25 protein-coding genes are annotated in these 25,114 nt (G+C 31.1%); 17 read left to right on the plus strand and 8 right to left on the minus strand.

Annotated features, from left to right (window positions below; translation table 11 throughout):
- Positions 1 to 6: 6 nt before the first annotated feature.
- Positions 7 to 666 carry a hypothetical protein gene (locus OIF36_04950; GenBank protein ID MCV6599802.1) on the minus strand — a complete coding sequence of 220 codons (660 nt, stop codon included), beginning with the start codon at positions 664 to 666 and terminating at the stop codon, positions 7 to 9.
- A 108-nt stretch (positions 667 to 774) separates the two neighbouring features.
- On the opposite strand from OIF36_04950, the gene OIF36_04955 reads away from it, so the two are divergent.
- The 5 genes from OIF36_04955 to OIF36_04975 are packed head-to-tail and all read left to right on the plus strand — an operon-like array spanning position 775 to position 6,409.
- Positions 775 to 1,533 (plus strand): DotI/IcmL family type IV secretion protein, encoded by a 759-nt coding sequence (locus OIF36_04955; GenBank protein ID MCV6599803.1) that lies wholly within the window; start codon positions 775 to 777, stop codon positions 1,531 to 1,533.
- Positions 1,534 to 1,547: 14 nt separating this feature from the next.
- Positions 1,548 to 2,414 carry a DotH/IcmK family type IV secretion protein gene (locus tag OIF36_04960; protein MCV6599804.1) on the plus strand — a complete coding sequence of 289 codons (867 nt, stop codon included), beginning with the start codon at positions 1,548 to 1,550 and terminating at the stop codon, positions 2,412 to 2,414.
- 1 nt (position 2,415) lies between these two features.
- Positions 2,416 to 4,443, plus strand: coding sequence for a hypothetical protein (locus tag OIF36_04965; GenBank protein ID MCV6599805.1), 2,028 nt, complete (start codon positions 2,416 to 2,418; stop codon positions 4,441 to 4,443).
- A gap of 14 nt (positions 4,444 to 4,457) precedes the next feature.
- On the plus strand, positions 4,458 to 5,489 hold the full coding sequence (locus OIF36_04970) for a hypothetical protein (protein ID MCV6599806.1): 1,032 nt from the start codon (positions 4,458 to 4,460) through the stop codon (positions 5,487 to 5,489).
- The gene (locus OIF36_04975) at positions 5,489 to 6,409 is read left to right on the plus strand and encodes a calcium/sodium antiporter (GenBank protein MCV6599807.1); all 921 of its coding nucleotides are present in this window, start codon (positions 5,489 to 5,491) and stop codon (positions 6,407 to 6,409) included. The genes OIF36_04970 and OIF36_04975 overlap by 1 nt, the downstream gene beginning before the upstream one ends.
- 1 nt (position 6,410) lies before the next feature.
- Here the strand turns inward: OIF36_04975 and OIF36_04980 are convergent, their stop codons facing one another.
- On the minus strand, positions 6,411 to 6,905 hold the full coding sequence (locus tag OIF36_04980; GenBank protein ID MCV6599808.1) for a DUF4167 domain-containing protein: 495 nt from the start codon (positions 6,903 to 6,905) through the stop codon (positions 6,411 to 6,413).
- A gap of 101 nt (positions 6,906 to 7,006) precedes the next feature.
- Between OIF36_04980 and OIF36_04985 the strand changes: the two genes are divergently transcribed.
- A complete protein-coding gene (locus tag OIF36_04985) occupies positions 7,007 to 7,642 on the plus strand; it encodes a uracil-DNA glycosylase (GenBank protein MCV6599809.1) in 636 nt (211 codons plus the stop codon).
- A 141-nt stretch (positions 7,643 to 7,783) separates the two neighbouring features.
- On the plus strand, positions 7,784 to 8,941 hold the full coding sequence (locus OIF36_04990; GenBank protein ID MCV6599810.1) for a hypothetical protein: 1,158 nt from the start codon (positions 7,784 to 7,786) through the stop codon (positions 8,939 to 8,941).
- 468 nt (positions 8,942 to 9,409) lie between these two features.
- Here OIF36_04990 and OIF36_04995 read toward each other — a convergent pair whose 3' ends face one another.
- From OIF36_04995 to yajC, 6 genes are all read right to left on the minus strand, one after another.
- Positions 9,410 to 10,261, minus strand: a complete 852-nt coding sequence (locus OIF36_04995) for a bifunctional 5,10-methylenetetrahydrofolate dehydrogenase/5,10-methenyltetrahydrofolate cyclohydrolase (protein ID MCV6599811.1) — start codon at positions 10,259 to 10,261, stop codon at positions 9,410 to 9,412.
- Between the two features lie 31 nt (positions 10,262 to 10,292).
- Positions 10,293 to 10,592, minus strand: a complete 300-nt coding sequence (locus tag OIF36_05000) for a YggT family protein (GenBank protein ID MCV6599812.1) — start codon at positions 10,590 to 10,592, stop codon at positions 10,293 to 10,295.
- 9 nt (positions 10,593 to 10,601) lie between these two features.
- Positions 10,602 to 10,916 (minus strand): hypothetical protein, encoded by a 315-nt coding sequence (locus OIF36_05005; protein ID MCV6599813.1) that lies wholly within the window; start codon positions 10,914 to 10,916, stop codon positions 10,602 to 10,604.
- A 100-nt stretch (positions 10,917 to 11,016) separates the two neighbouring features.
- Positions 11,017 to 11,895 carry a protein translocase subunit SecF gene (gene secF, locus OIF36_05010; protein ID MCV6599814.1) on the minus strand — a complete coding sequence of 293 codons (879 nt, stop codon included), beginning with the start codon at positions 11,893 to 11,895 and terminating at the stop codon, positions 11,017 to 11,019.
- A gap of 9 nt (positions 11,896 to 11,904) precedes the next feature.
- On the minus strand, positions 11,905 to 13,461 hold the full coding sequence (gene secD / locus OIF36_05015; GenBank protein MCV6599815.1) for a protein translocase subunit SecD: 1,557 nt from the start codon (positions 13,459 to 13,461) through the stop codon (positions 11,905 to 11,907).
- A 1-nt stretch (position 13,462) separates the two neighbouring features.
- Positions 13,463 to 13,777 (minus strand): preprotein translocase subunit YajC, encoded by a 315-nt coding sequence (yajC, locus tag OIF36_05020; GenBank protein MCV6599816.1) that lies wholly within the window; start codon positions 13,775 to 13,777, stop codon positions 13,463 to 13,465.
- Between the two features lie 161 nt (positions 13,778 to 13,938).
- On the opposite strand from yajC, the gene rpmF reads away from it, so the two are divergent.
- From rpmF to parC, 10 genes are all read left to right on the plus strand, one after another.
- Positions 13,939 to 14,118: a 50S ribosomal protein L32 gene (gene rpmF / locus OIF36_05025; protein ID MCV6599817.1), complete on the plus strand. Its 180-nt coding sequence runs from the start codon at positions 13,939 to 13,941 to the stop codon at positions 14,116 to 14,118.
- A gap of 5 nt (positions 14,119 to 14,123) precedes the next feature.
- A complete protein-coding gene (gene plsX / locus OIF36_05030) occupies positions 14,124 to 15,131 on the plus strand; it encodes a phosphate acyltransferase PlsX (protein MCV6599818.1) in 1,008 nt (335 codons plus the stop codon).
- Positions 15,132 to 15,223: 92 nt separating this feature from the next.
- A complete protein-coding gene (glgA, locus tag OIF36_05035; GenBank protein ID MCV6599819.1) occupies positions 15,224 to 16,657 on the plus strand; it encodes a glycogen synthase GlgA in 1,434 nt (477 codons plus the stop codon).
- Between the two features lie 38 nt (positions 16,658 to 16,695).
- The gene (recR, locus tag OIF36_05040; GenBank protein MCV6599820.1) at positions 16,696 to 17,286 is read left to right on the plus strand and encodes a recombination mediator RecR; all 591 of its coding nucleotides are present in this window, start codon (positions 16,696 to 16,698) and stop codon (positions 17,284 to 17,286) included.
- 1 nt (position 17,287) lies between these two features.
- A complete protein-coding gene (gene tsaB, locus OIF36_05045; protein ID MCV6599821.1) occupies positions 17,288 to 17,962 on the plus strand; it encodes a tRNA (adenosine(37)-N6)-threonylcarbamoyltransferase complex dimerization subunit type 1 TsaB in 675 nt (224 codons plus the stop codon).
- 1 nt (position 17,963) lies between these two features.
- Complete coding sequence (rimI, locus tag OIF36_05050; GenBank protein MCV6599822.1) at positions 17,964 to 18,377, plus strand: ribosomal protein S18-alanine N-acetyltransferase; 414 nt, start codon at positions 17,964 to 17,966, stop codon at positions 18,375 to 18,377.
- Positions 18,377 to 20,221: an extracellular solute-binding protein gene (locus tag OIF36_05055; GenBank protein ID MCV6599823.1), complete on the plus strand. Its 1,845-nt coding sequence runs from the start codon at positions 18,377 to 18,379 to the stop codon at positions 20,219 to 20,221. The genes rimI and OIF36_05055 overlap by 1 nt, the downstream gene beginning before the upstream one ends.
- Positions 20,222 to 20,377: 156 nt before the next feature.
- A complete protein-coding gene (miaB, locus tag OIF36_05060; GenBank protein MCV6599824.1) occupies positions 20,378 to 21,658 on the plus strand; it encodes a tRNA (N6-isopentenyl adenosine(37)-C2)-methylthiotransferase MiaB in 1,281 nt (426 codons plus the stop codon).
- 39 nt (positions 21,659 to 21,697) lie between these two features.
- A complete protein-coding gene (gene recO, locus OIF36_05065) occupies positions 21,698 to 22,420 on the plus strand; it encodes a DNA repair protein RecO (protein ID MCV6599825.1) in 723 nt (240 codons plus the stop codon).
- Entirely contained in the window at positions 22,421 to 24,655 is a 2,235-nt protein-coding gene (gene parC, locus OIF36_05070; protein ID MCV6599826.1) for a DNA topoisomerase IV subunit A, read from the plus strand.
- Positions 24,656 to 25,114: the final 459 nt, after the last annotated feature.

A 25,114-nucleotide genomic window follows, 5' to 3' on the forward strand; every position in this document is an offset into this window, starting at 1 on the left:
CCTCTTTTAGTTATAAAGGAAATCTTTATATTCTTTATCAATTTTTTTAAGTTGCTTCCTTTGAAAGCTTTTTTGATCTTTTGTTACAGATTTACCACTAGTTAAGTCTGCTAGTTCTTTTAAAGAGTCACTAGCTGGTCTTGCCGCTTCTTTCATTGTTTTTTTAGCAAGTTTTCTTGCATCCCTAACAGCACCTTTTATTTTATCTTTAGCAGCATCTGTAAGCCCTTCGGAAGCACTATTAATGGTGTCTTCTATTGAATCTATAGAATCTTGCATTAGTTCACAAGCTTTTTCCTTGGCTTTATTCATGGCTTTATCCCAGAATCCCGCCATGTCAAAATCAAAATCGCCCATCCCTGGCTTGCTCAAGTCCGGCATCTTCCAATCTGAAAGCTTTCCGAAAAGTTTTGTTACATCTGCCCAAATATCTTCTAAGCAAGATATGTCAGAGACATCTTCTTTTATAGGCTTTATCCCCGTTTTAAAAATATTTTGTAACTTTTTTGTACCTTCGTCTTCTAGCTTTTTTATTACGGAATTTTTATTACAATCAATCTCTGCTGTAGATGCAGCAAAAGTTGAAGATATCGCAACATTGCTTAAAATCAAAAAACATATTATTTTTAGAAACTTCATAAAACCCTCTTTTTGAACTGTTTTCATGTTAGATACATTATTATATAAAAAAACACTCTAAGTAAAGAAAAAAAGTTGCAATTTAAAAAAAAATGTGTTTTTATTAAAAAAAATAGCGGAAAACGGGAGATTGCAATGGATATCCAAAATGAAAACTCAGGTGTTAAAGAGGAGTCTACTTTAAATAACAAACCTATAGAGTCATCGGGGCCAAAAAGAGATAAAGATATTGTTCTAGATAAAGGTGCTTTAGGTAGAGTTGCTGATGAAACATCTCCAGTGCAAGTTATAATGACAAGAAATAAATTTTATCAAGATGGTTATAGAGTTATGCAAAAGGTAGCTTTTTATGAAGCTCTTGCGATTTTAGCAATGATTGTTGCTTTTATTGTTATGTTTGCCTTTTCTAGACCTCAAGATAAGTTTTTTGCTACAACTCCAGATGGGAAACTAATTAAGTTAGCACCTCTTTCAGATCCTTTGTTGCAAAAGTCTGCAATTTTATCATTTGCATCAGAATCTGCTGTTGATGTATTAACTTTTGGTTTTCATGATTATAGAAAAAGATTGCAAGATGCTTCTGAGAATTTCACAAAAAATGGTTGGGATAGTTTCTTGACAGCTCTTAAAGATGCTAGTTATATAAAAACTATTACAGAAAATAGGCAAGTCATATCAGCTATACCTCTAGCTCCTCCTGTTGTTATAGCAGAAGGATTGAGTGGGGGAGTTTACAAATGGAATATAGAAGTTCCTATTAATTTGTCAATTGAATCTGGTAGTCAAATTGCAAGTAGAAAAATTTTGGTTAAAATGGTTGTGGCAAGAAGAACTCAAGTTAAGCATGAAAAAGGTTTGGGTATAGATCAATGGGTTACAGCTCCATATAAATAAACGGAAGGATTATTATGTTTAAGAAACAAGTATTGTTTATCTTTTGTGCTTTGTTTTTAGCTTTTAATGCAAATGCAGAAACTGAAACAGAAAAAATATCATCTGCAGCTTATGAATTAGCTAAAGATAATGCTCTGCCAATGTCAACAGAGCAAATTATGGATTTCCTAAAAGAATTTAGAAAATCTCAAAAAGCATCTGTCGTAGGACAAGGGGTATATCCTGAAAAAAGAGTAAGAATAGAAATGCTATCTTTAGATCCTGGCGAAAATATTCCAACAGTTAATGTTTCTCAAGGATATGTAACAACAGTTAGCTTTTTAGATGCTACGGGCTCATCTTGGCCTATCATTGATGTTGTGTCTGGGGGTAACTTTGATGTAACTTCTCCAGAACCAAATGGACATATAATAAGAATAACTCCTAAAGTAAGATACGGATATGGTAACCTATCTGTAAGATTAAGAGGGCTAGAGTTCCCAGTAACTTTAAATATTGAAGTGGATGATGACTATGTTGATTATAGATTTGATGCTAAAGTTCCTCTTAAGGGGCCAAATAGTAAACTATCTATTCTACAACAATCAAATATAGCTTCTGCTGGCAATCCTGTTTTAAGCTCTATATTGGAAGGTGTAGTACCAAGTGATTTAAAGAAGATAACAATTAAGTCTGGTGATTTGGATGGTACAACAGTATATCAAAATCAAGATAAACTATATGTAAGAACAAACTCAACTTTACTATCTCCTAGATGGACAGCTAGTGCATCTATATCAGAAGGTGTTAAGGTTTATGTTACAAAAGCTTATCCTATACTGCTATTTTCAGATAATGGAGAAGTTGTGAAATTAAAATTAAATCTTTTAAAGGAGATGTAAAATGGCAGATAATAATTTTGAATACTCAATGAAAGATAATTTGTCTAATGCTTGGAAAGAAAATCCTGGCTTCAGAATAATGACAATTGTTGTAATTTTAGTTGTTGTTTTAGCAATTGGAGTCTCAAGTGCTAATATTAGAAAAGTAAAAACAGATACAGTCTCAACACTTAGAAATACAAGAGGTGTTGTTGACGAACCTTTTGAAGAAAAAAGCGAATCTTATAAGGTAGCTTTAGAAAATGATGAAGAAAAAAGATTAGAAGCTGCTGTGCAAAAAGGTAAGAGTGTTTTGCCATATACTGGAACCTTTGATAATAAAGAAATCAAAAACTATGTTGAAGAAAGTGAAGCTGAAAGCTTCTTCGGATTAGATGATTTAGAAAAATTAGACTTTGGCAGTAAAAACAAAAAAGATGAGGATTCTGGCTCTAGTGCAGATGAAAGTGAATCTTTAGTTGATGATGCAAGTGATATTTTAGAAGGATTGCTTGGAGGTGGTAAGAAAAAAGGACCATGTAATCCAAATAAAAATCAAAACAAAACAAAATCAGGATTTAATCGTAATGGTATAAATGCTGAAGGATATGATAAAGACGGTTATCTTAGAGATTGTTTAACAGAAGCTGATTTTGATAAAGATGGTTATGCAGCTGATGGATTTGACAAATTCGGTTATGACAGAAAAGGTTTTGATAAAGAAGGTTATAACAAAATGGGTTATAATAAAGAAGGCTTTGATAAAGATGGTTATGACAAAAATGGTTATGATAAAGATGGCTTTAATAAACAAGGTATTGATAAAGAAGGTTATAATAAAAAAGGTTTGAATTCTGAGGGTAAAAACAGAGCAGGAACTTACAGAGATGGTCTAACAGAATCTGATTTTGGACCTGATGGTTATGCTGCTGATGGATTTGACAAGTTTGGTTATAATAAAGAAGGTTATGATAAAGATGGCTTGGATAGAGAAGGTTATGATAAAGATGGCTTCAATAAAGAAGGGTTTAACCGTAATGGTGTAAATAGACAGGGGCTAACAAAAGAAGGTACTTATAGAGACGGTCTAACAGAAGCTGATTTTGACAAAGATGGTTATGCTGCTGATGGATTTGACAAGTTTGGTTATGATAAAAATGGCTTTGATAAAGATGGCTTTGACAAAAATGGTTATAATAAAGAAGGTTATAATAGACAAGGTCTTGATAAAAAAGGGAAGAAAAAAGGAAGAGATATTCTTAAAGAATTAGGTTATACTGCTGAACAAAAGAAGTCTTTAGCAGAGTTAAAAATTGATAGTATGTCAAACCAAATAAACTCTTTAGTTAATGTTGCAGAACCTGTATATAAAACATTCCAAATTACAGATCTAAGCTTGGCTAGTGCAGGAGGATCTTCATCTGCTGGAAGTTTTGATGATTCTGGAGATTTATTAGATAGTGATGAGTTATTAAGTAGCTTAGAAAAACAAGAGCTAATAGTTAGTGCTGGTACTGTTTCTTATGCTGTATTTTTAACAGAAAGTAACTCTGATGTTCCAGGTCCAGTACTTGCAAAAGTATTAACAGGTCCTTTGAAAAACTTTAAAATATTAGGAGCATTCACAGTTCAAGATGATTATTTAACAATTCAGTTCAACACTGCGGTTCTAGGGCATGAAGAATATGAAATTGAAGCTTTCGCTTTAGATCCATCTACAACATTACCAGGTTTATCTGATGATATTGATAGACATTATATAAGTAGATATGTATTACCAATGGCTGCATCATTTGTTGAAGTTTTAGGTGATGCTTTAGGTGAAACAGAAGAAACTCAATCAACATCTGATGGTGTTACAACAAAAACATCAGAAAAGAAATCAACATCTGACTCTTTATGGGAAGCGGCTGGTGAGTCTAGTAAAACTATAGGAGAAATCTTAAAAGAAAATATAGATAAAGATCCTACAATTAGAGTTTTTGCTGGAACAGAAGCTGGAATACTGTTTACAAAAACAGTAAAAGGCGAAGAAAGTGTTAAAAGATAAAAAGTAGGTTTATTATGGCTGATGAAGAAATTAAAACATTAAATATTGGAGAAGATGATGCTTTAGAAACAGTATCTTCTGATGAAAAACAAGAATCTAATAATGATGATTTAGATTTGGAAGCTAGAAGAAAAATTATAGAAGAGTTTGCTAAGCAAACATCTACTGTAAGTGAAACAGAAAAAGAAACTTCTGTAGAATTGCCAGAAATAAAACCTATAGAGTCCGAAGTGTCTAAAGAGGAATTAGTACCTGAAGTTACGGAATCTGTTAAATTAGAAACAGAGGATAATAAGATAGAGAGTGTTTTAGAAGATAATCTTTATAATGATGATATGATATTAGATAGCCTTGATAATGAACAAAACTTTGAAGAGGCTAGCCCTGAAAAGTCTCTATCAAAGATTGTGTTACTATTTTTAGTGTTATTCGTTATGACTATTATTGCAATAGGGTCTCATTTTTTATTAAAAGATGACAAGTACGATATAAAAATAAAAGAGACTATAGCAGAAAAAGTTGTTGTAGAGGCTCCTTTAGAACCTGTGAAAAACATACCGGCAGAAAATGGGTTTAAAGTTGAAAAAGTTCAAGAAAGAGTTTCTGTAAATAAAGAATTAGAAAATTTAAAAGCTTTAGTTAGTCAGTATGAAGAAGAAAAAAGCAATCTACAAAATGATTTAAATAATAAGAAAAAATATATTGCTAGACTTGAAGATAATATGGGTGTTTTAAATAGAAGAGTATCAAGCTTAGATAATATTAATAAAAGACTAAGAAAAGAAAAACAAGAGGCTGTTAAGGCTGTAGTAAAAACAACTCTTAAAAAGGAGTCTTATATTAATGAAAGCAATGTTTCTTCAATATGGAAAATAAAGAGTGTTTCAGATTATGGGCAATATGCAATTGTTTCTATGGTTGGAAAAAATAAAGATGTTAAGATCTCTGCAGGAGATAGTCTTGTAGAGGTTGGTTATATTAAATCCATTAAAAAATCTGATGGTCAGTGGTTTGTTGTTGGGAGTATAAAAACAATAGCAGAGTAATGGTTTATTTTTTATTTTTATTAGGTTTTATATTATTATTTTTAGGTGGAAAATATTTAGTGGAGGGGGCGGTCTCTTTTGCTAAAGATGTAAATGCATCACCTTTAATCATAGGTATTGTATTAGTTGGGTTTGGGACATCAGTTCCTGAATTAATTACTTGTATTAAAGCTGTTTTAGTTGACTCATCTGAAATTGCTATAGGTAATATAATAGGTTCAAATATTGCTAATATATTGTTAGTCCTATCAACTGGAGCAATGATTTGTGCTATTCCTATAGAACAAAAAGGATTCAAGAGAGATTCATCTTTTCTTATATTTTCCTCTCTACTATTAACTTTATTCTGTTTTATCGGTTATCTTAATATATATGCGGGTGTTTTGTTTTTAGTAACTATTAGTATTTATATGTATGCATGCTATACTAGTGGTTATGATGAAGATGAAGATATTCCTTTAATAAGCAAATCTATATTTATTAGTTTGTTTGTAGCTTTTTTAGGTATGGCTGCCGTTATGATAGGAGCAAATTTATTAGTTGAATCTTCAATTAAGATAGCAACTAAGTTAGGTGTTTCTGAAAGCCTTATAGCTCTTAGTGCTGTAGCTATAGGAACATCATTGCCAGAATTGGCGACTATAATAGCTGCATCTATTAAAAAGCATAGTTCATTAGCTTTTGGTAATGTTGTTGGTTCTAATATTTTTAATACTTTGGGAGTTTTAGGTACAACATCAATAGTTAAAGAAATTAAAATTTCAAAAGAGATATTAATGTTTGATATATGGGCAATGAACTTAGCTGTTTTGCTTATGATTACCCTATCTTCTCATAAGTGGAATATAAGTAAAAGAAAAGGGGTATTTCTAATGGCTCTATACATTGCTTACATTATATTTATAACAATAAGAGGCTAATTTATTCAGCCTCTTCTTTTTTCTTACCTATTCTTGTTTTTTTAGTGATGGTTTTTTTAACTCTTTTTATTTTTTTCTCTGTTTTCTTCGCATCCTTAGCTTTTGCCTCAACATTGTTGTCTTCAGATTTTGTTTCAATATCTTTTTCAGATACTTCTTCTTTTATTAATTCTTTTTTTGCGGCTGCATCAGATTTTGTTTCTGCTTGTTCTCTTTTAGCTTTCTTCGCTTCCATTTGTTCTGCTCTAGCTTTTTTCTTTTGCTCAGCTTGATCATTTAGATAATTGTTTATTCTAAAATAATGTTCAGCATGTTGGTAATAGTTCTCCATAAGAATGTTATCACCTGTAGAGTAAGCATCTCTAGCTAAAGATTGATATTTCTCAAATATCTGTTTAGCACTACCTTTAATTCTTCCAGTCGGTCCATTGCTGTCAAAGTTCTGACTTCTACCATTTCTCTTATTCTTATTATAATTATTTCTGTGATTTTGCATTGTTACCAACCTTTCTAGGAGCCCATTATCTCTGTTATTTGCTATAAAGTCAAGTTTTTTTTATCTTGCTTTTTGTAATGGAATAATTTATAAATTAATTTATGAATTATAAATATAAAATAGCTGATTTTAATTGTAATAAATGTGAAAGATTAAAAGCATTTATAGATGCTAATAGAGAAAAATATCCAGATTTTTTTAATGGACCAGTGCCTTCATTTGGAAGTGATAATCCTGAGTTATTAATAGTAGGGTTAGCTCCTGGATTAAAAGGAGCAAATCAAAATGGTATCCCGTTTACAGGAGACTATGCTGGAGATTTGCTATACCCAACTTTAATAAAATATGGTTGGGCAAAAGGTGATTATGTAATAGAAAAATTTAATAATGGCTTAACATTAGATAGAGCTAGAATTACAAATGCTGTTTTATGTGTACCTCCTCAAAACAAACCGATAAATTCAGAAATTAATACCTGCAGGGAGTTCCTTGAAAATGAGTTAGGGAATCCAAGCATTAAAGTTATTTTAGCTTTAGGGAATATCGCACATAGCTCTGTTGTTAAGGCAATGGGAGCTAAGTTGTCTGCTTACAAGTTTAAGCATGGAGAAGTCCACGACTTTGGTAATGTTAAACTAGTTGATAGTTATCATTGTTCAAGGTATAATTTGAATACTAAAAGATTAACAAAAGATATGTTTGAGAATGTTTTTTCAAAAATATCATTAAATTTATAAAAAAAATCAAAAAAAATCTTTTAATGCTTGCCTTTAAGGAAAAAATGTGTATAAATTGAAAAAAACAAGGGTTTTTTACTATGTTTGGTATATCCAAGTTTATTTTAATAGTTTTACTAATTTGAAAGAGGCATTTACATTATGTTAAAATTAAGAATCACATCTCTATTTGTATGCTCAGCTGTTATGTTAGGTGCATGCTCATATAGAACGGAAGCTCCAGTTGTAAAACAAGCTGAAGCAAAAGAAATCGTAAAAGAAGTTGTTGTGAAAAAAGAAATCGTAGCTCCTTCTGTAAACGTTGAAACAGAAAATACAAGCTCTTACTATGTTTCAGAACCTACAATTACAGGTAAAATTGTAGGAGACTATGGTAACGGCGGATTAATTAGAACAAAAATAAAAGGTATCGTTAAAGATTACGAACTACTTTTAGATGATGTTTCTAGAATTGAAAGAGATATTAAAAGAACAAGCATGAAGATTTCATCTGCTACATCTGATTATGTTTCTTTAGTTGCTGGTATGATCGTTAGATTGCAAACAGGAACAACTCCAGGTAATCCAAGATTGGTTAGCCAATGGAATCAAGCTCAAATCGAGTTAGAAGATCTATCAAAAGAGTTAATTACTTTAACTTCTCTTGCAAATGATGTTGATAATAACTCTTCATTAGCATCTTTCTTAATCAATGCAATTAGAGCTACTTATGGTATCTCAGGTGCTGTTGAAGAAGAACATGAAGAGCTAAAAAGAATTGAAGATGAGTTAACTCAACTTGTTAACAGAATTAGCAGAGTTGTAACAACTGTTAATGATGATATATCAAGACAAACATCTTACTTATCAGAAGAAAGAAGAAATATGCAAAATCTTTCTCTAGCTGTTAAAAGAGGTGAGTTCTTCGGTAACTCTGTTATGAATAGAACTATGCAAAGTTGGGATGATTTCGAAGCAAGACAAAGTGCTTATGAAATGAAAAGAACTGCTATCAGCTCAAGATATCCAATTATTACAATAAGATTTGCAGAAGATAATGTTGATTACACAAAAATGCTTTACAAAGCTGTTGACGGTGCAATTGATTTAAAAGCTAATGCTCATTTTAATGTTGTTTCTGTAAGTCCAGAAGCTTCATCAATGATGACAACAGAAGCTTCAAAAGAATATGCAAAATCAAAAGCAGAACAAGTTTTCAGAGATATGGTGAAAATGGGAGTTCCTGCTAAAAACATAAACATTGTTCACAATGTTTCTGCTGATGTTGATGTAACAGAAGTTCAAATATTTTTAAAATAAATAAAAAACTATTTTAATAAAAGCACCAGTTTTAAACTGGTGCTTTTTTATTTAATGAGTATATATGCCTTCTTATTCTGAGTATAACGAAGAATCTTTTCATCATTCTATATTATTATATCGTTATTTTGAGCGACTGTAAGGAGTCGAAAAATCTTTTAGTGCCTGTGTTATTTTGGTTTATATCCAGTAGCACAGTGAGATTCTTCACTACCACATAAATGTGTCCGTTCAGAATGACGGGCTGGGGATGGAAGGTGTTTTTTTTGGTAATGTCATTTTGAGCGACTATAAGGAGTCAAAAAATCTTTTTATGCTTGTTTTATTTTGATTTATATCCAGTAGCACAGTGAGATTCTTCACTGCCACACAAGTGTGTCTGTTCAGAATGACGGGCTAAGGAGAGCGAATTACGGAATTGATTAAGTATAGGTTTACACCCAGTAGCACAATAAGATTGAAAAATAATTATATTAAATCGTTTTGATTTTTGAATGCCTGCACTGTATTCACCATAAGGCATGCTATTGTCATTGGTCCTACTCCTCCTGGGACAGGAGTTATCAGATGAGCTTTATTTATTAGTTTATCAAAGTCCACATCTCCAGTTAACTTATTTGTGTCTGGATTTCTATTAATGCCAACATCTATGATTATGGCACTATCTTTCACCATGTCTTCAGTTATAAGTTTTTCTTTGCCTACACATGATATTAATATATCTGCTCTTTTGCAATGAGATTTTAAATCTATAGTTTTACTATGACAAATATCAACAGAACAATTTTTTGATAGTAATAGTAGAGATAATGGTTTGCCAACAATGTTTGATCTTCCTACAATACAAGCATTTAAGCCGGATAAGTCTCCTACATATTTTTCTAGCATAATAACTATACCTTTAGGGGTGCATGATACAAAGCCACTTTTATCCCCTAGAAAAAGCTTAGCAATGTTTTCATGAGAAAAGCCATCCACATCTTTATCTGCTTTTATGCTTTGAATTATTTTATCTTCATTTATATGCTTAGGAAGAGGTAGTTGAACTAATATGCCATTCACATCTTTATCTTCGTTTAAAGAATCTATTAAATGGAGTAAGTCTGTTTCTTTAGTATCTGATGAAAGTTTGTAAACTTTGGATTCTATACCTATGCTCTCAGCTTTTTTTTGCTTGTTTTTAACATATATTTGACTGGCAGGATCTTCTCCAACCAAAATAACAGATAAGCATGGTTTTTTATCCATGCTTAAAATTGTTTTTTTTAAATCTTCTGTAATCTCATTTGCTAAAGATTTTCCATCGATTATTTTATCCATTCTTGTCTAGATCTCCCTTTGTATTATGAGGCTAAATAGATAGTCCTGAAGCTATAAGAAACTTCTGAATAAATACTAAAATAAGTATTGCAACAATTGGAGATAAGTCTAATCCTCCAACTATAGGGACATGCTTTCTTATTTTATCTAATAATGGAGCTGTTAATTTATTTAGTAATTCTTGTACTTGTTCTAGTTTTTTATCTTTATCACTTATTATATCAAAAGATACCATCCATGAAAAAATAGCCTCCATTAAGATTACTCCTATGTAAAGTCCAGCTATCATATCTACTACAGAGAATAAAGCTTGAAAAAATGAGTAAATCATATTTGTCTCCTATCTTATATTAAAAAAGTTTCTGTGTTGTTGCATGATTTCATTATGCATTTTGTTCATTTTGTTTTCAATCTCTTGAATTTTTTTGTTTGCTTCTTCAGGAGATATTTCTTTTATAACTATCTCTTCTTTATTAGGTAGCTTTTTCATCATTTTGCTCTTAGAACACTGATTGTGCATATGTTTACTGCAGTTGCAAGGTTTGATAGAGTTTGAAGTTTTCAGAAGAACTCTTTGTCCTCCAATAATGAAACCGATTAAAAATGTTAAAATAATAGCTAATAAGATATTTAGTTTGTAAATGTTTTTTTCCATAAGTCCCTCCTTGTTTTATTTATCGTTGTTAGGATATATGCTTTTTATATTGAAGTCAAGTAAAATAAAAGCCTCTAATTAGAGGCTTTTATTATAGTTTTTATCTTTTAACTCTCAAGTATATCAAGCATGAAGAGGCTACAAATATTGAGGAGTATGTACCAATTGCAACACCCCATATTAAAGCAACTACAAAACCTCTAATTACTTCTCCGCCAAATACCCATAGAGATATTAAAGCAATTAAAGTTGTAATACTTGTTAATAATGTTCTTGTAAGCATTTCATTAATTGAATCGTTTAAAAGAGTTGTTAAAGCTTTTGATTTATATTTTCTTAAGTTTTCTCTTACTCTATCAAATACAACCACTGTATCATTTATTGAGTAACCTGCTATTGTTAATATAGCAGCAACAGTAGAAAGGTTGAATTCCATTTGGAATATAGCAAACAACCCAATTGTTGCAATTACATCATGAGATAAAGCTAAGATAGCAGAAACAGCAAATTGCCATTCAAATCTAAACCATATGTATATAAGCATAGCCCCTACTGATAGAACTACGGCTAAAATACCTGCTTTTACAAGCTCTTTACCAACTTTTGGTCCTACAAACTCTGTTCTTCTGTAATCTAGGTTTTGCCCAAGAGAATCTTTAACTTTTGTTATTGTAGCAGGAGCATCTCCGTCTTTTGGCTGAGCTATGTTAATTAAAACAGTGTCGTTACTACCAAATGTTTGTAGTTGAACTTCTCCAATATCTAAACCTTTTAAGGTTTCTCTAAGGTTAGAAAGATTTGCTGGCTCAGGAGTTTTAACTTCCATTAAAATTCCTCCTGTAAAGTCTGTGCCGAAGTTTAAACCTTTTGAGCTTGTTATATAAATAGATCCTATTATTAGTAGTGATGATAATAGGAATGCAAAGAATCTTGCTCCGATAAAGTTTATACCTTTTTTAGTTTCTTTTTCTTTTGTCATTTTATTCTCCTATATAGATAATTGGCTTGGTTTTTTTGTTCTTAGCCAATTAATTATCATTACTCTTGTTATCATGATTGCAGAAAACATTGATGTTATGATACCAATTGATAGTGTAACTGCGAAACCTTTTATAGGTCCTGTTCCAACTGCAAATAAGAACATAGCAGCAATTAAAGTTGTAAGGTTTGAATCAACAATAGTTGAAAGAGCTCTTCTATATCCTGAATCAACAGAGGCTAGAACTGTTCTCCCGTTTTTGAATTCTTCCTTGATTCTTTCGAAGATTAATACATTCGCATCTACGGCCATACCTATTGTCAGAACAATACCTGCAATACCTGGTAATGTAAGTGTTGCTTGTAATATAGATAGTGCAGCAAATATTAGTACAATATTTAGTGAAAGAGCAATTGAGGCATATATACCAAATCTTTTATAGATTAAGATCATGAAGAACATAACTGCAATTAGCCCAACCATACTTGCTATTTTACCTGCTTTAACAGAGTCAGCACCTAAAGATGGTCCTACAGTTCTTTCTTCTAAAACTTTCATTGGAGCAGGAAGAGCACCAGCTCTTAATAGCATAGCAAGATCTGTTGCTTCTTGTACTGTGAAAGAACCAGATATAACCCCTGAGCCACCAAGAATTGGTTCATTAATGTTAGGTGCAGAAATTACCTTGTTGTCTAAAACAATAGCGAAAGGTTTGCCTACATTTTCTTTTGTTATGTTAGCGAACTTTTTAGCTCCTTTTCTATTGAATTTAAATGAAACAACAGGTCTTCCTTGCTGGAATGTTGCCGCTGCATTTAAAAGATTATCACCTGACAGTCTTACTCTTTTCTTTACAACATATTCTCTAGCAACTTCTGGATTATTATCAGGTAATATTTTTGTTCCTATAGGAAGTTTCTTTTTAGCTCCTACCACATCGTTCCCTGGGTGTAACATATGGAATGTAAGTTTAGCAGTTTTACCTATAAGATTCTTAACTCTTGCTGGGTCATCAACACCTGGCAATTGAATTAAAATTCTGTTTTCACCTTGTTTTTGAATTGTAGGCTCTCTTGTTCCTGTTTCGTCAATTCTTCTTCTAATTGTTTCAATTGATTTTGCAACAGCATCTTCTTTTATTTGTTCAACTGCTTGCTCTGAATAATTAAGAGTTATAACATTGTCTTCATTGACAGAAACTTCTATGCCATCTTCAACTTTTCTTAAAAGTTTTCTAGCTGGCTCTAAGTCTTTAAAGTTAACAATCTTTACTTCAATTGTTTCTTTTTTAGTTTTTGGACCGATTCTTTTAATTTTAGCTTTTCTTAGCTCTACTCTTATAGTGTCTAGCAGAGAATCTAGCCTTTCTTTTACTACATTTTCAGTCTCTACTTCAAATAATAAGTGAGACCCACCTCTTAAGTCTAATCCTAAGTTTACAGTCTTGTTAGAGATTAGTTTGCTTTCTAAAGCTTTTTCTGGCAATACATTAGGTAGTGCAAAAAATACAGAAATTAAACAAACAAAAGCAATTAAGTATAATTTAAATTTTGAAATATTTACCATATTATAGAACCTCTACGATTTTTATTTTTTTAATTTTGATTTCAACACCTTTTGCAATTTCTAATACAATTGTTTCATTGCTTGGCATTTTTTTAATTTTACCATATATACCGCTTGCAGTAACAACTTCGTCGCCTCTTTTCATATTTCTTAATTTTTCATAACGAGCATTTAATTTTTTTCTCTTTGGAAGAGTTAAAAATATAAATAGTATTAAAAATACAACTAAAGCAGGAAGCCATAGTCCTCCAAATTTTAAGAATGATACGAAAGCGTTTGATGCTGTTTCTCCAGCAAAAGCATTTGATATAAACATTGTTACCTCTTTTCTTGTTATATATTAATACTTTTTATATAGTTTTTTTTCTTACATTTCAAGGAAAATTATTTTTTACTTGATTTTTTTACTAAAAGAGGTTATAAAGCTAGTTCAAAAGATTGACTAATTAAATATAACAAATATAAGGAAAATTTAAAATGGCTGTTCCAAAGACAAAAATATCTAAATCAAAAAGAGATATGAGAAGAGCTCACCACGCTTTAAAGGCTGAAGGTAATAGTGAATGCCCAAACTGTGGCGAACTAAAAAGACCTCACCATGTATGTGGAGCTTGTGGTTCATACAACGGTAAAGCAGTTGTAAAAAAAGAAGCTTAGTTTAGATGAAAAATAAAGTGAGAATTGCAGTTGATGCCATGGGAGGAGATAATGCTCCTAACATGGTGATTGCTGGTGCTGAAATGGCACTTGTTCGTTACCCTGATGTTGAATATTTGTTCTTCGGAGATGAAAAACAAATAAAACCTCTTATAGAGAAACATTCAAAATTAAAGGGACACTCTACTGTTATTCACACAGATGATGTTGTTGCAAATCACGAGAAGCCTTCAGTCGCTTTAAGGCAAGGTAAAAAAAGCTCTATGGCTTTAGCTATAAATGCTGTTAAAAAGGGTGAGGCGGATAGCATTATTTCTGCAGGTAATACTGGTGCTCTAATGGCTATGGGTAAAATCTACCTAAGAACTTTAGATGGTATTTCAAGACCTGCAATAACTACATTCTTTCCAACTAAGAAAAATGAAGTTGTGGTTCTAGATTTAGGAGCTAATATAGAATGTGATGAAAGCAATCTTGTTGAATTCGCTGTAATGGGTGAAGTTTTCGCCAAAACAATATTGGGAGTTTTAAACCCTAGGGTTGCTCTTTTGAATATTGGTGAAGAAGAACAAAAAGGTCATGAAGAAATTAAAAAAGCAGCTGAAATTTTAAAAGAAAAAGAAGATGTTGATTATGTTGGTTTTGTAGAAGGTGATGATATTCTAAAAGGCAATGTTGATGTAATTGTTGCTGATGGTTTTTCAGGAAATATTGCTCTTAAAACTATAGAAGGAACACTTAAGTTCTTCAATTCTATGTTGAAGAGAACATTTAAATCAGGTCCAATGGCTATACTTGGTTACTTGTTTGCAAGAAAAGCTTTTAATAATTTGAGAGCTCAAATGGATCCAAGAAAATATAATGGTGCTGTGCTATTAGGATTAAAAGGTGTTTGTGTTAAGTCTCATGGTGGAACGGATGCTTTTGGTTTCTCAAGTGCTATTAGTGTAGCTCATGATATGGTTTCTCATAATTCAAATGAAGAGATTATAAAACAGATAAAAAATTCTTAATTTCAATTTTTATTGTAATTTTTAAAAATATTTCTTGAATTATTTCAAGAAATATTTTAGTAATATATACATATAAAAAAAGGGGAATACTAATGAAAGTGTTGTTTGTAACTTCTGAAGTTTATCCGCTAGTTAAAACTGGTGGTTTAGGGGATGTTGCTAATTCACTGCCTAAAGCTCTGCATAAAGCTGGAGTTGATGTAAGAATTGTTCTTCCTTCATACAAACATATAAATGCTCAAATAAGAAATAAAAGGCCTGCGAAGTATATAGGTCAGCATTTTGGTTTTGGAGATTGTCATCTAGTTTTGGGAGAAATGCCTGATAGTGATGTTCCTGTTTGGTTAATAAATTGTCCAGAAGCTTTTGAAAGGCATGGAGTTGGTCCTTATGAATCCTCTTATGGTGCCGACTGGGGAGATAATTATAGAAGATTTGCTCTTTTATCTAAAGTGGCAGAAATAATATCTTATGGAGAAATAGATAACTGGAAACCTGATGCCGTTCATTGTCAAGATTGGCAATGTGGTTTGACTCCTGTTTATATTAAATATGCTAACATGGAAAACAAACCTAAAACAATATTTACTATACATAATTTAAAATATATGGGCTGTTTTGGCAATCATGTGCCATATGAAGTAGGAATTAATCCAGAGGTTAATGGTATTGAGGGAGCAGAATTGTACGGGAGGTTCTCGTATTTAAAAGCAGGTATTGTTTACTCAGATGTAACAACTACAGTTAGTCCTACTTATGCTAATGAAATAACAACTCCAATGGGAGGATATGAGTTATCAGGTATTTTGAATAAGAAAAAAGAAAATGGTAATCTTATAGGTATATTAAATGGTCTGGTTTCTGAAGACTTTAATCCAAATAAAAATAATAGAGCTTTTTATAAATATGATGACTCTTGTGTAGAAGATAAATCTAAAAACAAATTAGCATTACAAGAAATGATGGGGCTAGACAAAGATCCTAACTCTCCTATTATTTGTTCAACCTCTAGAATAGTTGAGCAAAAAGGAATGGATGTTATTGCTAAAACTATTGATAGGTTAGTTGATAGAAATGCTCAAGTTGTTATAATAGGAAATGGAGATCCTTACCTTGAGGGGGTGCTTAGATTTTATGAGCATAAATACAAAGGTAGAGTTTGTGCATATATTGGATTTGATGAAGATATAGAGCATAAAATTTATGCTGGTTCTGATATATTTATTGCAGCTTCAAGATATGAGCCATGTGGCTTGTCTCAAATGAAAGCTATGGCTTATGGTTGTATTCCTGTTGTTCGTAGAGTTGGTGGTTTAGCGGATACTGTTCAAGATGTAACTGTTGGCGGAACAGGATTTACATTTGATCACTTAACTGATTCTGATTTGTATAATGCTCTTTCAAGAGCTATTGATGCATTCTATGATGCAAAAGATTATTGGTATTGGTTAATTGTTAATAATATGAAAAAAGATTTTTCATGGGACAATGTCGTGCAAGAGTATATTAATCTATATCAAAAATAATCTTGTAATTTTATATATAAAATAGTATATAAATACTTATGACAAATGAAATCGAAATTTTAATTAAAATGTTATCAAGGTTGCCTGGAATAGGTCCTAGATCTGCAAGAAGAGTGGCTCTGTTTATGTTGAAAAACAAAGAAGAGTTCATGATGCCTCTATCAGATGCAATAGCAAAAACAGCAGATAAAATGGTATTTTGTGAGGTTTGTGGTAATCTAGATACATGCTCTCCATGCTCAATTTGTAATGACCTTAATAGAGATAATTCAACTATATGTGTCGTGGAGGATGTGGCAGATCTATGGGCAGTTGAAAGAGCAGGTAATTATAATGGTAAATATCATGTTTTAGGAGGTGTTCTTTCTGCTATCAATGGAGTTTATCCCTCAGATATATCTATAGATAAATTAATAATTAGAGCAAATCAATTAGAAGTTAAAGAATTAATAATGGCTTTGTCAGCTACTGTTGATGGTCAAACAACATCTCATTATATTGCAGATAAGATTGATAATCCAAATTTAAGTATTTCAAGAATATCTCAAGGTGTGCCAATAGGTGGAGAACTTGATTATCTTGATGACGGTACTTTGATAACTGCTATAAAATCAAGAAGGGAATTGTAAAATGAAAATATTAGCTGTAGATACATGTTCTTCAAAATGCTCCGTTGCAATTACGGATGAAGAAAATGTTTTATACTCTTTAGTTAAAAATATGCCTAGAGGTCATAGTGAAGCTCTGTTCCCAATGATTGAAGAAGCCTTAAAAGAAACATCTTTAGATATAAATGATATAGATGCTTTTGCTTGCTCTGTTGGACCGGGTGCTTTTACAGGAATTAGAGTGGGTATATCTTCTATAAAAGCTTTAGCAACAGCAACAGATAAACCTTGTGTCGGTGTTGAGTCTGCTCTTGCTATAGCAAAAGGGTTGAGTAAAGATGATATGAATGTTTTAATCGCTCTAGAGTCAAAAAGAAGCGATGTTTATTGGCAGTTGTTTGATGCAAATTTAGAACCAATTAATGATATATCATTATCAATGGCTTCAGATGTTGCAGACTCTTTAAAAGGAGAAAAAATTAAAATAGCTGGCGATGGCTATGTTCATTTTGAAGAGTTAATGTCTAATGCTAAATTTGATAAGGAAACTACTTACCCTAAACCAGAGAATATATGTAAGATAGCTCTAGAATATATAAAAAAAGAAACATATAAAGGAACATGTGAGCCAGTTTATTTAAGGGATGCAGATGTTTCTAAGCCTAAAAAATTAATAATTCCAAGGATTGTTAAGTAGTATGAAAATTGAAGAACTATTATTTGACTGTAGTGATGTTGTCGCAGAAATGCATAAGAGCTGCTTCGAAAAATGCTGGAGTTCAGAGCAGTTCTCAAATCTTTTAAAAAACCCATTTAATAAAATTTTTATAGCATGTGATGAAAATAAACCTTTAGGTTTTATCATGGTGCAAAAAATAGAAGATGAGGCAGAAATAATTACAGTATGTGTTCTTCCAGAGTATAGAAAACAAGGAATTGCTCAGAAATTAATAGAAAATATAACATCTAATAAAGTTTTTTTAGAAGTAAATATAAAAAACACTCCTGCCATAAATCTATATAAAAAATTAGGCTTTAAAACTGAAAGAATAAGAAAAAAGTATTATAATAATAATGATGATGCTTTAATAATGGTTAAGGAAAACAAATAATGAAAAAGAATTTTTTATTTTTATTAATGTTTGTATTTTTGAGCTTTAACTCTTTTGCGGAAGAGTTAAAAAAAGTAAATTCTTTTGCAAGTTTTGGTGAGCCTATTTATAAAGATTTTAAACATTTTAATTATGTAAATCCAAAAGCTAGAAAAGGCGGTAAAATAACCTTAGGGGCTTATGGGACTTTTGATAATTTAAATCCTTATATATTAAAAGGACAGACTCCGTCTGGACTGTCTATGACTACAGATTCTTTAATGGAATCTTCATCTGATGAGCTTATGGCAGTTTATGCTAAAATAGCAGAGTATGTAGAGTTTCCTAAAGATATTTCTTATGCAATATTTTTTATAAATCCATTAGCAAAATATAATAATGGAGATTCTATAACAGCAAGTGATTTCAAATTCTCATTTGATATGATGAATAAATATGGAGCTCCGTTTCTTCAAAATTTTTATAAAAATATAAAGTCAGTAGAAGTGTTATCAGATTTAAAAATAAAGTTTAATTTTGTTAATAAGAATAAAAGACAGAATATTATAATAGCATCATCTTTTACTCCTGTGTCAGAAGTTTTTTGGAAAGGTAGAGACTTTTCTAAAATAACATTAGATGTTCAGCCTTCATCAGGAGCTTATAAAATAAAATCTATTGATGCAGGAAGAAGTATAGTTTATGAAAGAAATAAAAATTATTGGGCTAAGGATTTAAATATAAATATTGGTAAAAATAATTTTGATGAAATTAAGTATGATTACTATAAAGATGAAGAGGTTATGTTTGAGGCTTTTAAAGCTGGTAAAATTGACTTTAGAATTGAGAATAAAGCTTCTCGATGGGTTAATGGTTATGATCTTCCCGCAGTTAAAAAGAATAAGATAATTAGAGCTGAGATAAATCAAAATACTCCAATGGGGTTGCAAGGAATATTTTTTAATACTAGAAAAGATAAACTGCAAGATGTAAAAGTTAGAAGAGCTTTAGAGAAGTTATTTAATTTTGAATATATTCAAAAGAATTTATTAAACGGCAAGTATAGAAGAAGTAAGAATTATTTTAATAATTCAGACTGGGGATATAAGCATAAAGGAGATGAGTATTTTTTGCCAACAGTTAATTCTGAAAAAGGTGTAACTCGTGCAAACAAGAGGTCAGCGATTAATCTTTTAAGAGAAGCTGGATATATTATAAAAGATCAAAAATTAATAAATGAAAAAACGGGAGAACAATTTACAATAGAATTTTTATTAATAGCGGCTTCTATGGAAAGAGTAATATTGCCTTATGTAATGGATCTAAGAAAAGTTGGAATAGATGCTAATATTAGAAAGGTTGATACTTCTCAATATGTGAACCGAGTAAATAGTTTTGAGTTTGATGCTATTGTTGTTAACTTCTCATTTTTTGCTCCTCCTGGAGTTGAATTGTTGTCTTATTATAGTAGTGAGTCTGCAAATATAAAAGGATCTGCTAACTATACAGGAATTAGAAGCGAAAAAATTGATTCTATTATAAAAGAAATTTTGGTTGAACAAGATTTAAATAGATTAAAAGATAAAACAAAAATATTAGATAAAGAACTCTTAGAAGGATATTATGGAATACCTCAATGGTATAATGACAAGTCCTTTATTTCTTATTGGAATAAGTTTAAAATCCCAAAAGTTGTTCCTAAATATGGTATAGGCTTTTTAGAAACCTGGGAGATAAAAGATGATTTGGAGCATGAAGTAATTAATGATAGCAAAAATTATAACTATATATATAAAATGTTGGGAGTTATATTTTTAATCTCATTGTTTTTATTCATAAAAAAAGACTTAAAGAAAAACAAATAGACAAAATTAATATAATATGTTAGATATTATGATAAATTTAAAAAAACAATCTAAATAAATATATAATATTTATTCTTTTAGATTGTGAAAAGCAAACTTGTTGTATATGGGGGTATAATTCAGTAAGTTTCAAGCGAAAATAAAAGGAAAAAAGATATGAAGTTCTATATAAAAACTTGGGGTTGTCAGATGAATGTCTATGATTCTGATAAAATTGCAACAATACTTACTAAAGCTGGCTACTCATCCACAGATGATGAAAAGATAGCTAATGTTATAGTGCTTAATACTTGCTCTATCAGAGAAAATGCAAGTGAAAAATTATTCTCATTTTTGGGTAGATTAAAGAAAACAAATCCAGAAGCGATTATAATTGTTGCTGGTTGTGTCGCTCAAGTTGAACATAAAAGAATAACTAAAAATACAGTTGCTGACATTGTAGTTGGAACTCATATGTATCATAAAATACCAGAGCTAATTGCAAACCTTAAAGATGAGAAAATTGTTGATATAGAATTTAAACCTTATGAAAAGTTTGATTCTTTACCTGTAGAGCAAATATCTACAACTATGACAGGATATGTTGCTATTCAAGAAGGTTGTAATCACTTTTGTACTTATTGTATAGTTCCTTTCACAAGAGGTAGAGAATATTCTCGACCTGTAAAAGATGTTATAAAAGAAGTAGAACAATTAATTCGCGATGGTAAAAAAGAAATATTCTTATTAGGGCAAAATGTAAACTGCTATAAAGCAGAAGATGGTGATTTTGCTGATCTTTTATATGCTGTTGCAGATGTTCCTGGTGTTGAAAGGTTAAGATATATGACTTCATATCCTAGTGATATGACAGACAGAGCTATTGAAGCTCATGGTAAAATTCCAAATTTAATGCCATATATGCATTTGCCTGCTCAATCAGGAGGAGATGAAGTTCTTAAAAGTATGAACCGTCAATATACTCATGATGAATATATGGAAAAAATAAATCTTGTAAAAAAAGCAAGGCCAGATATAGCTATAACCTCTGATTTTATTGTTGGTTTCCCTGGTGAAACAGAAGAAGAGTTTCAAAAAACAGTTAAGCTAATTGGAGAAGTTAAATATGCAACATGTTATTCATTTAAATATTCTCCAAGACCAGTAACTCCAGCTATGAAAATGGAGCAAATTCCAGAAAAAGTAAAAGAAAGAAGGCTTGCTATTCTGCAAGAGGAAATAAAAAAATACCAAATAGAGTTTAATGAATCTTTTATTGGAAAGACTGTTAAAGTTTTAGTTGAAAAATGTGAAGATGGAAAAATCAACGGTAGAGATGAGCACTATCAATCTGTTTTTGCTGATTCTGATGATGAGAGTTTAATAGGTGAAATAGTTGAAGTTAAAATTACAGAAGCTTTTTCTAACTCGTTAAACGGTGAGTTAATCTCAAAATAAATTTTGACTTACTTTCAAATATATTTTATATAATACATTATGAATATAGAAGATGAAGGTATAATTATAAATGTTTCTCACTATAGTGAGAGCTCAGCTATAGTTAATATTTTAACTAAGAATCACGGAAGAATGTCTGGGCTGTTGAAAGGAGCTTTTAAAAAGAAGGCAGGTTTAATACAACCTGGAAATCATATAAGCTTTTCTTGGCGAGCAAAAAATGAAAACAATCTAGGAAGTTTGTATTCTGTAGACTTAATTAAAAATCATTTTGTGATGTTTATGGATGATGTATTAAGGCTTTATGCTTTGCAATCAGCTTGTTCTTTGTGTAATTTAACTCTTCCTGAGAAACATCCTTATCCAGCTGTGTTTGATGGCTTAACTAGCTTGTTGGATTCTTTAGATATTGATGACTTTATGGCGGTTTATGTTTTTTGGGAAATGGGATTGCTGAAAAGCTTAGGGTTTGAAATAGATTTATCTCACTGTGTGGCTTGTGGTTGTGAAGATAATCTAATTTATGTTTCTCCGAAATCTGCTAAAGCTGTTTGTAAAGAAGATGGAGAGCAATATAAAGATAAACTATTTGCTCTGCCAGAGTTTTTAATAGAAAAAAAATCTCCAAAATTGCAAGATATACTTGACGGATTGAATTTAACAGGCTATTTTTTAGAGAAAAGAGTTTTTAATACTATAAATAGAACTACTCCAGAGGCGAGAAATAGATTTATAGATAAGTTTAGAAAAGGTATGGAATAAATGGCAGAAGAATTAAACGAAAATATGCAAGATAATTTACAAACAAAAGCTTTCTCAGATATTTTATCAGAAAAATATTTGTCATATGCTTTATCTACTATTATGTCTAGGTCTCTGCCAGATGTAAGGGATGGTCTAAAACCTGTTCATAGAAGAATTATTTATACTATGAATAAGCTAAGATTATCTCCAAATGTATCTCCAAAGAAATGTGCTAGAATTATCGGTGATGTTATGGGTAAATATCATCCACATGGTGATGCTGCTATTTATGATGCTTTAGTTAGATTGTCTCAAGATTTCTCTGTTAGATATCCACTAGTTTTTGGTCAAGGTAACTTTGGTAATATTGATGGAGACTCTGCTGCTGCTATGAGATATACAGAGGCAAAAATGACAGATGTTGCCGAATATCTACTAGAAGGGATAGAGGATGATTGTGTTAGTACAAGAGAAACTTATGATGGGGAATTGTTTGAACCAGAGGTGTTACCTGCAAAATTCCCTAACTTGCTAGCTAATGGATCAACTGGTATCGCTGTTGGTATGGCTACAAATATACCTTCTCACAATGTTGGAGAGTTGTGTGGAGCATTAAAACATTTAATAAAGAAACCTTCAGCAGAAATTGAAGAATTGCTTGAGTTTGTACAAGGACCTGATTTTCCTACAGGCGGTGTTATTACAGAAAGTAAGCAAAGTATAATTAACTCTTATAAAACTGGTAAAGGCTCTTTCAAAATTAGAGCTAAATGGGAAATTGAAAAAGGTTCAAATGGTGCTTATGAAATCATTGTTACAGAAATACCTTTTCAAGTTCAGAAATCAAAATTAATTGAAAAAATTGCTGATTTAATTAATAATAAAAAATTGCCAATGTTAGATGATATTAGAGATGAGTCAGCAGAAGATATAAGATTGGTTCTTGTCCCAAAAAGTAGAAATGTTGATCCTGATTTATTAATGGCAATGTTATTTAAAAATACGGATTTAGAATCAAGATTCTCTATGAATATGAATGTTCTAGATGATGGTATAACTCCAAAAGTTATGAACTTAAAAGAGATACTTGTCGCATTTCTAAAGCATAGACAAAATGTTTTAATAAAAAGAAGTGCTCATAGATTGAAAAATATCAATAATAGATTAGAGTTGTTAGAAGGGTACTTAATAGCTTATTTAAATCTTGATGAAGTAATTCATATAATTAGGACAGAAGACAAACCAAAAGAGGTTTTAATTGCTAAATTTAATTTAACAGAAAATCAAGCAGAAGCTGTTTTAAATATGAGGTTGAGAGCTCTTAGAAAACTTGAAGAGATTGAAATCAAAAAAGAGCATACTGCATTAGAAGAAGAAAAGTTAGAGTTAGAAGCTCTAATGGCTGATGAGAAAAAACAATGGAAAGTTATCTCTACAGAAATCACTGATATAAATAAAAAATTCGGAGAAAATTCTGAGTTTGGAGCAAGAAAGTCTTTAATTACAGATGCTGTTGAAGATATTGATGTTCCTATTGAGGCTTTCATTGAAAAAGAAAATATTACAATTTATTATTCTAAACAGGGGTGGATTAGAGCAGTTAAAGGTCATGCAAAAGAAGATGCTGTTGTGAAGTATAAAGAAGGTGATGAAGAGAAGTTTATTATTCATGCTAATACAACGAATAAAATTATTCTAATAGCAGAAAATGGTAGGTTCTATACATTGCAAGCTAACAAAATCCCTAGGGGTAAAGGTTTCGGAGAACCAATTAGAATTATGATTGATGTTGATGGTGATATCAAAATTAGTTCTATAATGGTTCATGAGGATAATGCTAAACTCTTAGTTGTAACAACAGAAGGTAAAGGCTTTATTGTTAATGAAAACAATGTAATTGCAAGCACTAAGAATGGTAAAAATGTTGTAGGTGTTAAATCTGGAGAAAAATTAACTGTTTGTAGAAGAGTTAATGCTGAAGATGATACTATAGCTGTAGTAGGTAATAATAGAAAATTATTATTATTCCCTATAGATGAACTGCCTGAAATGAATAAAGGTAAAGGAGTTTATTTGCAGAAATATAAAGAAGCTAAACTTTCTGATGCTAAGTCATTTAAATTAGAAGACGGTTTAACTTGGGCTATTGGTAGTAGAACTAGAACAGAAACAGAGTTACTTGCTTGGCAAGGTAAGAGAGCTTCTGTGGGTAGAATGGCTCCATCAGGATTCAATAAAAAAAATAGATTTTAAGTTCATTTTATATGATTATTCGAGCCCCAGCTTTTAGCTGGGGTTTTCGCTCATGTACTTTTATGTACACTTCGCTCAAAAATAATTCACCTAAAATAAGCTTACAATCTATTTTTTAATTAGGGGCTTTTTCATAATCTAAAATTTCTTAAAATCTATTCTTTTTATTGTCATTTTGAGCGACTGCAAGGAGTCGAAAATCTTTTCACTATGCTATCTTATTCTCTCGTCATTCTGAGTGTAACGAAGAATCTTTTCGAGCTTGTGGAATGTGAATTTACACCCAGTAGCACAAGAAGATTCTTCACTTCCACATAACTGTGTCCGTTCAGAATGACGGGCTGGGGAAAGTATTAAGGTCATTCTGAGTGTAACGAAGAATCTTTTCGAGCTTGTGGAATGTGAATTTACATCCAGTAGCACAGTGAGATTCTTCTTCGCTCTGCTAATCAGAATGAC

It is taken from the genome of Alphaproteobacteria bacterium, assembly GCA_025800285.1.
In the GTDB taxonomy this organism is placed as follows: Bacteria; Pseudomonadota; Alphaproteobacteria; order JAOXRX01; family JAOXRX01; genus JAOXRX01.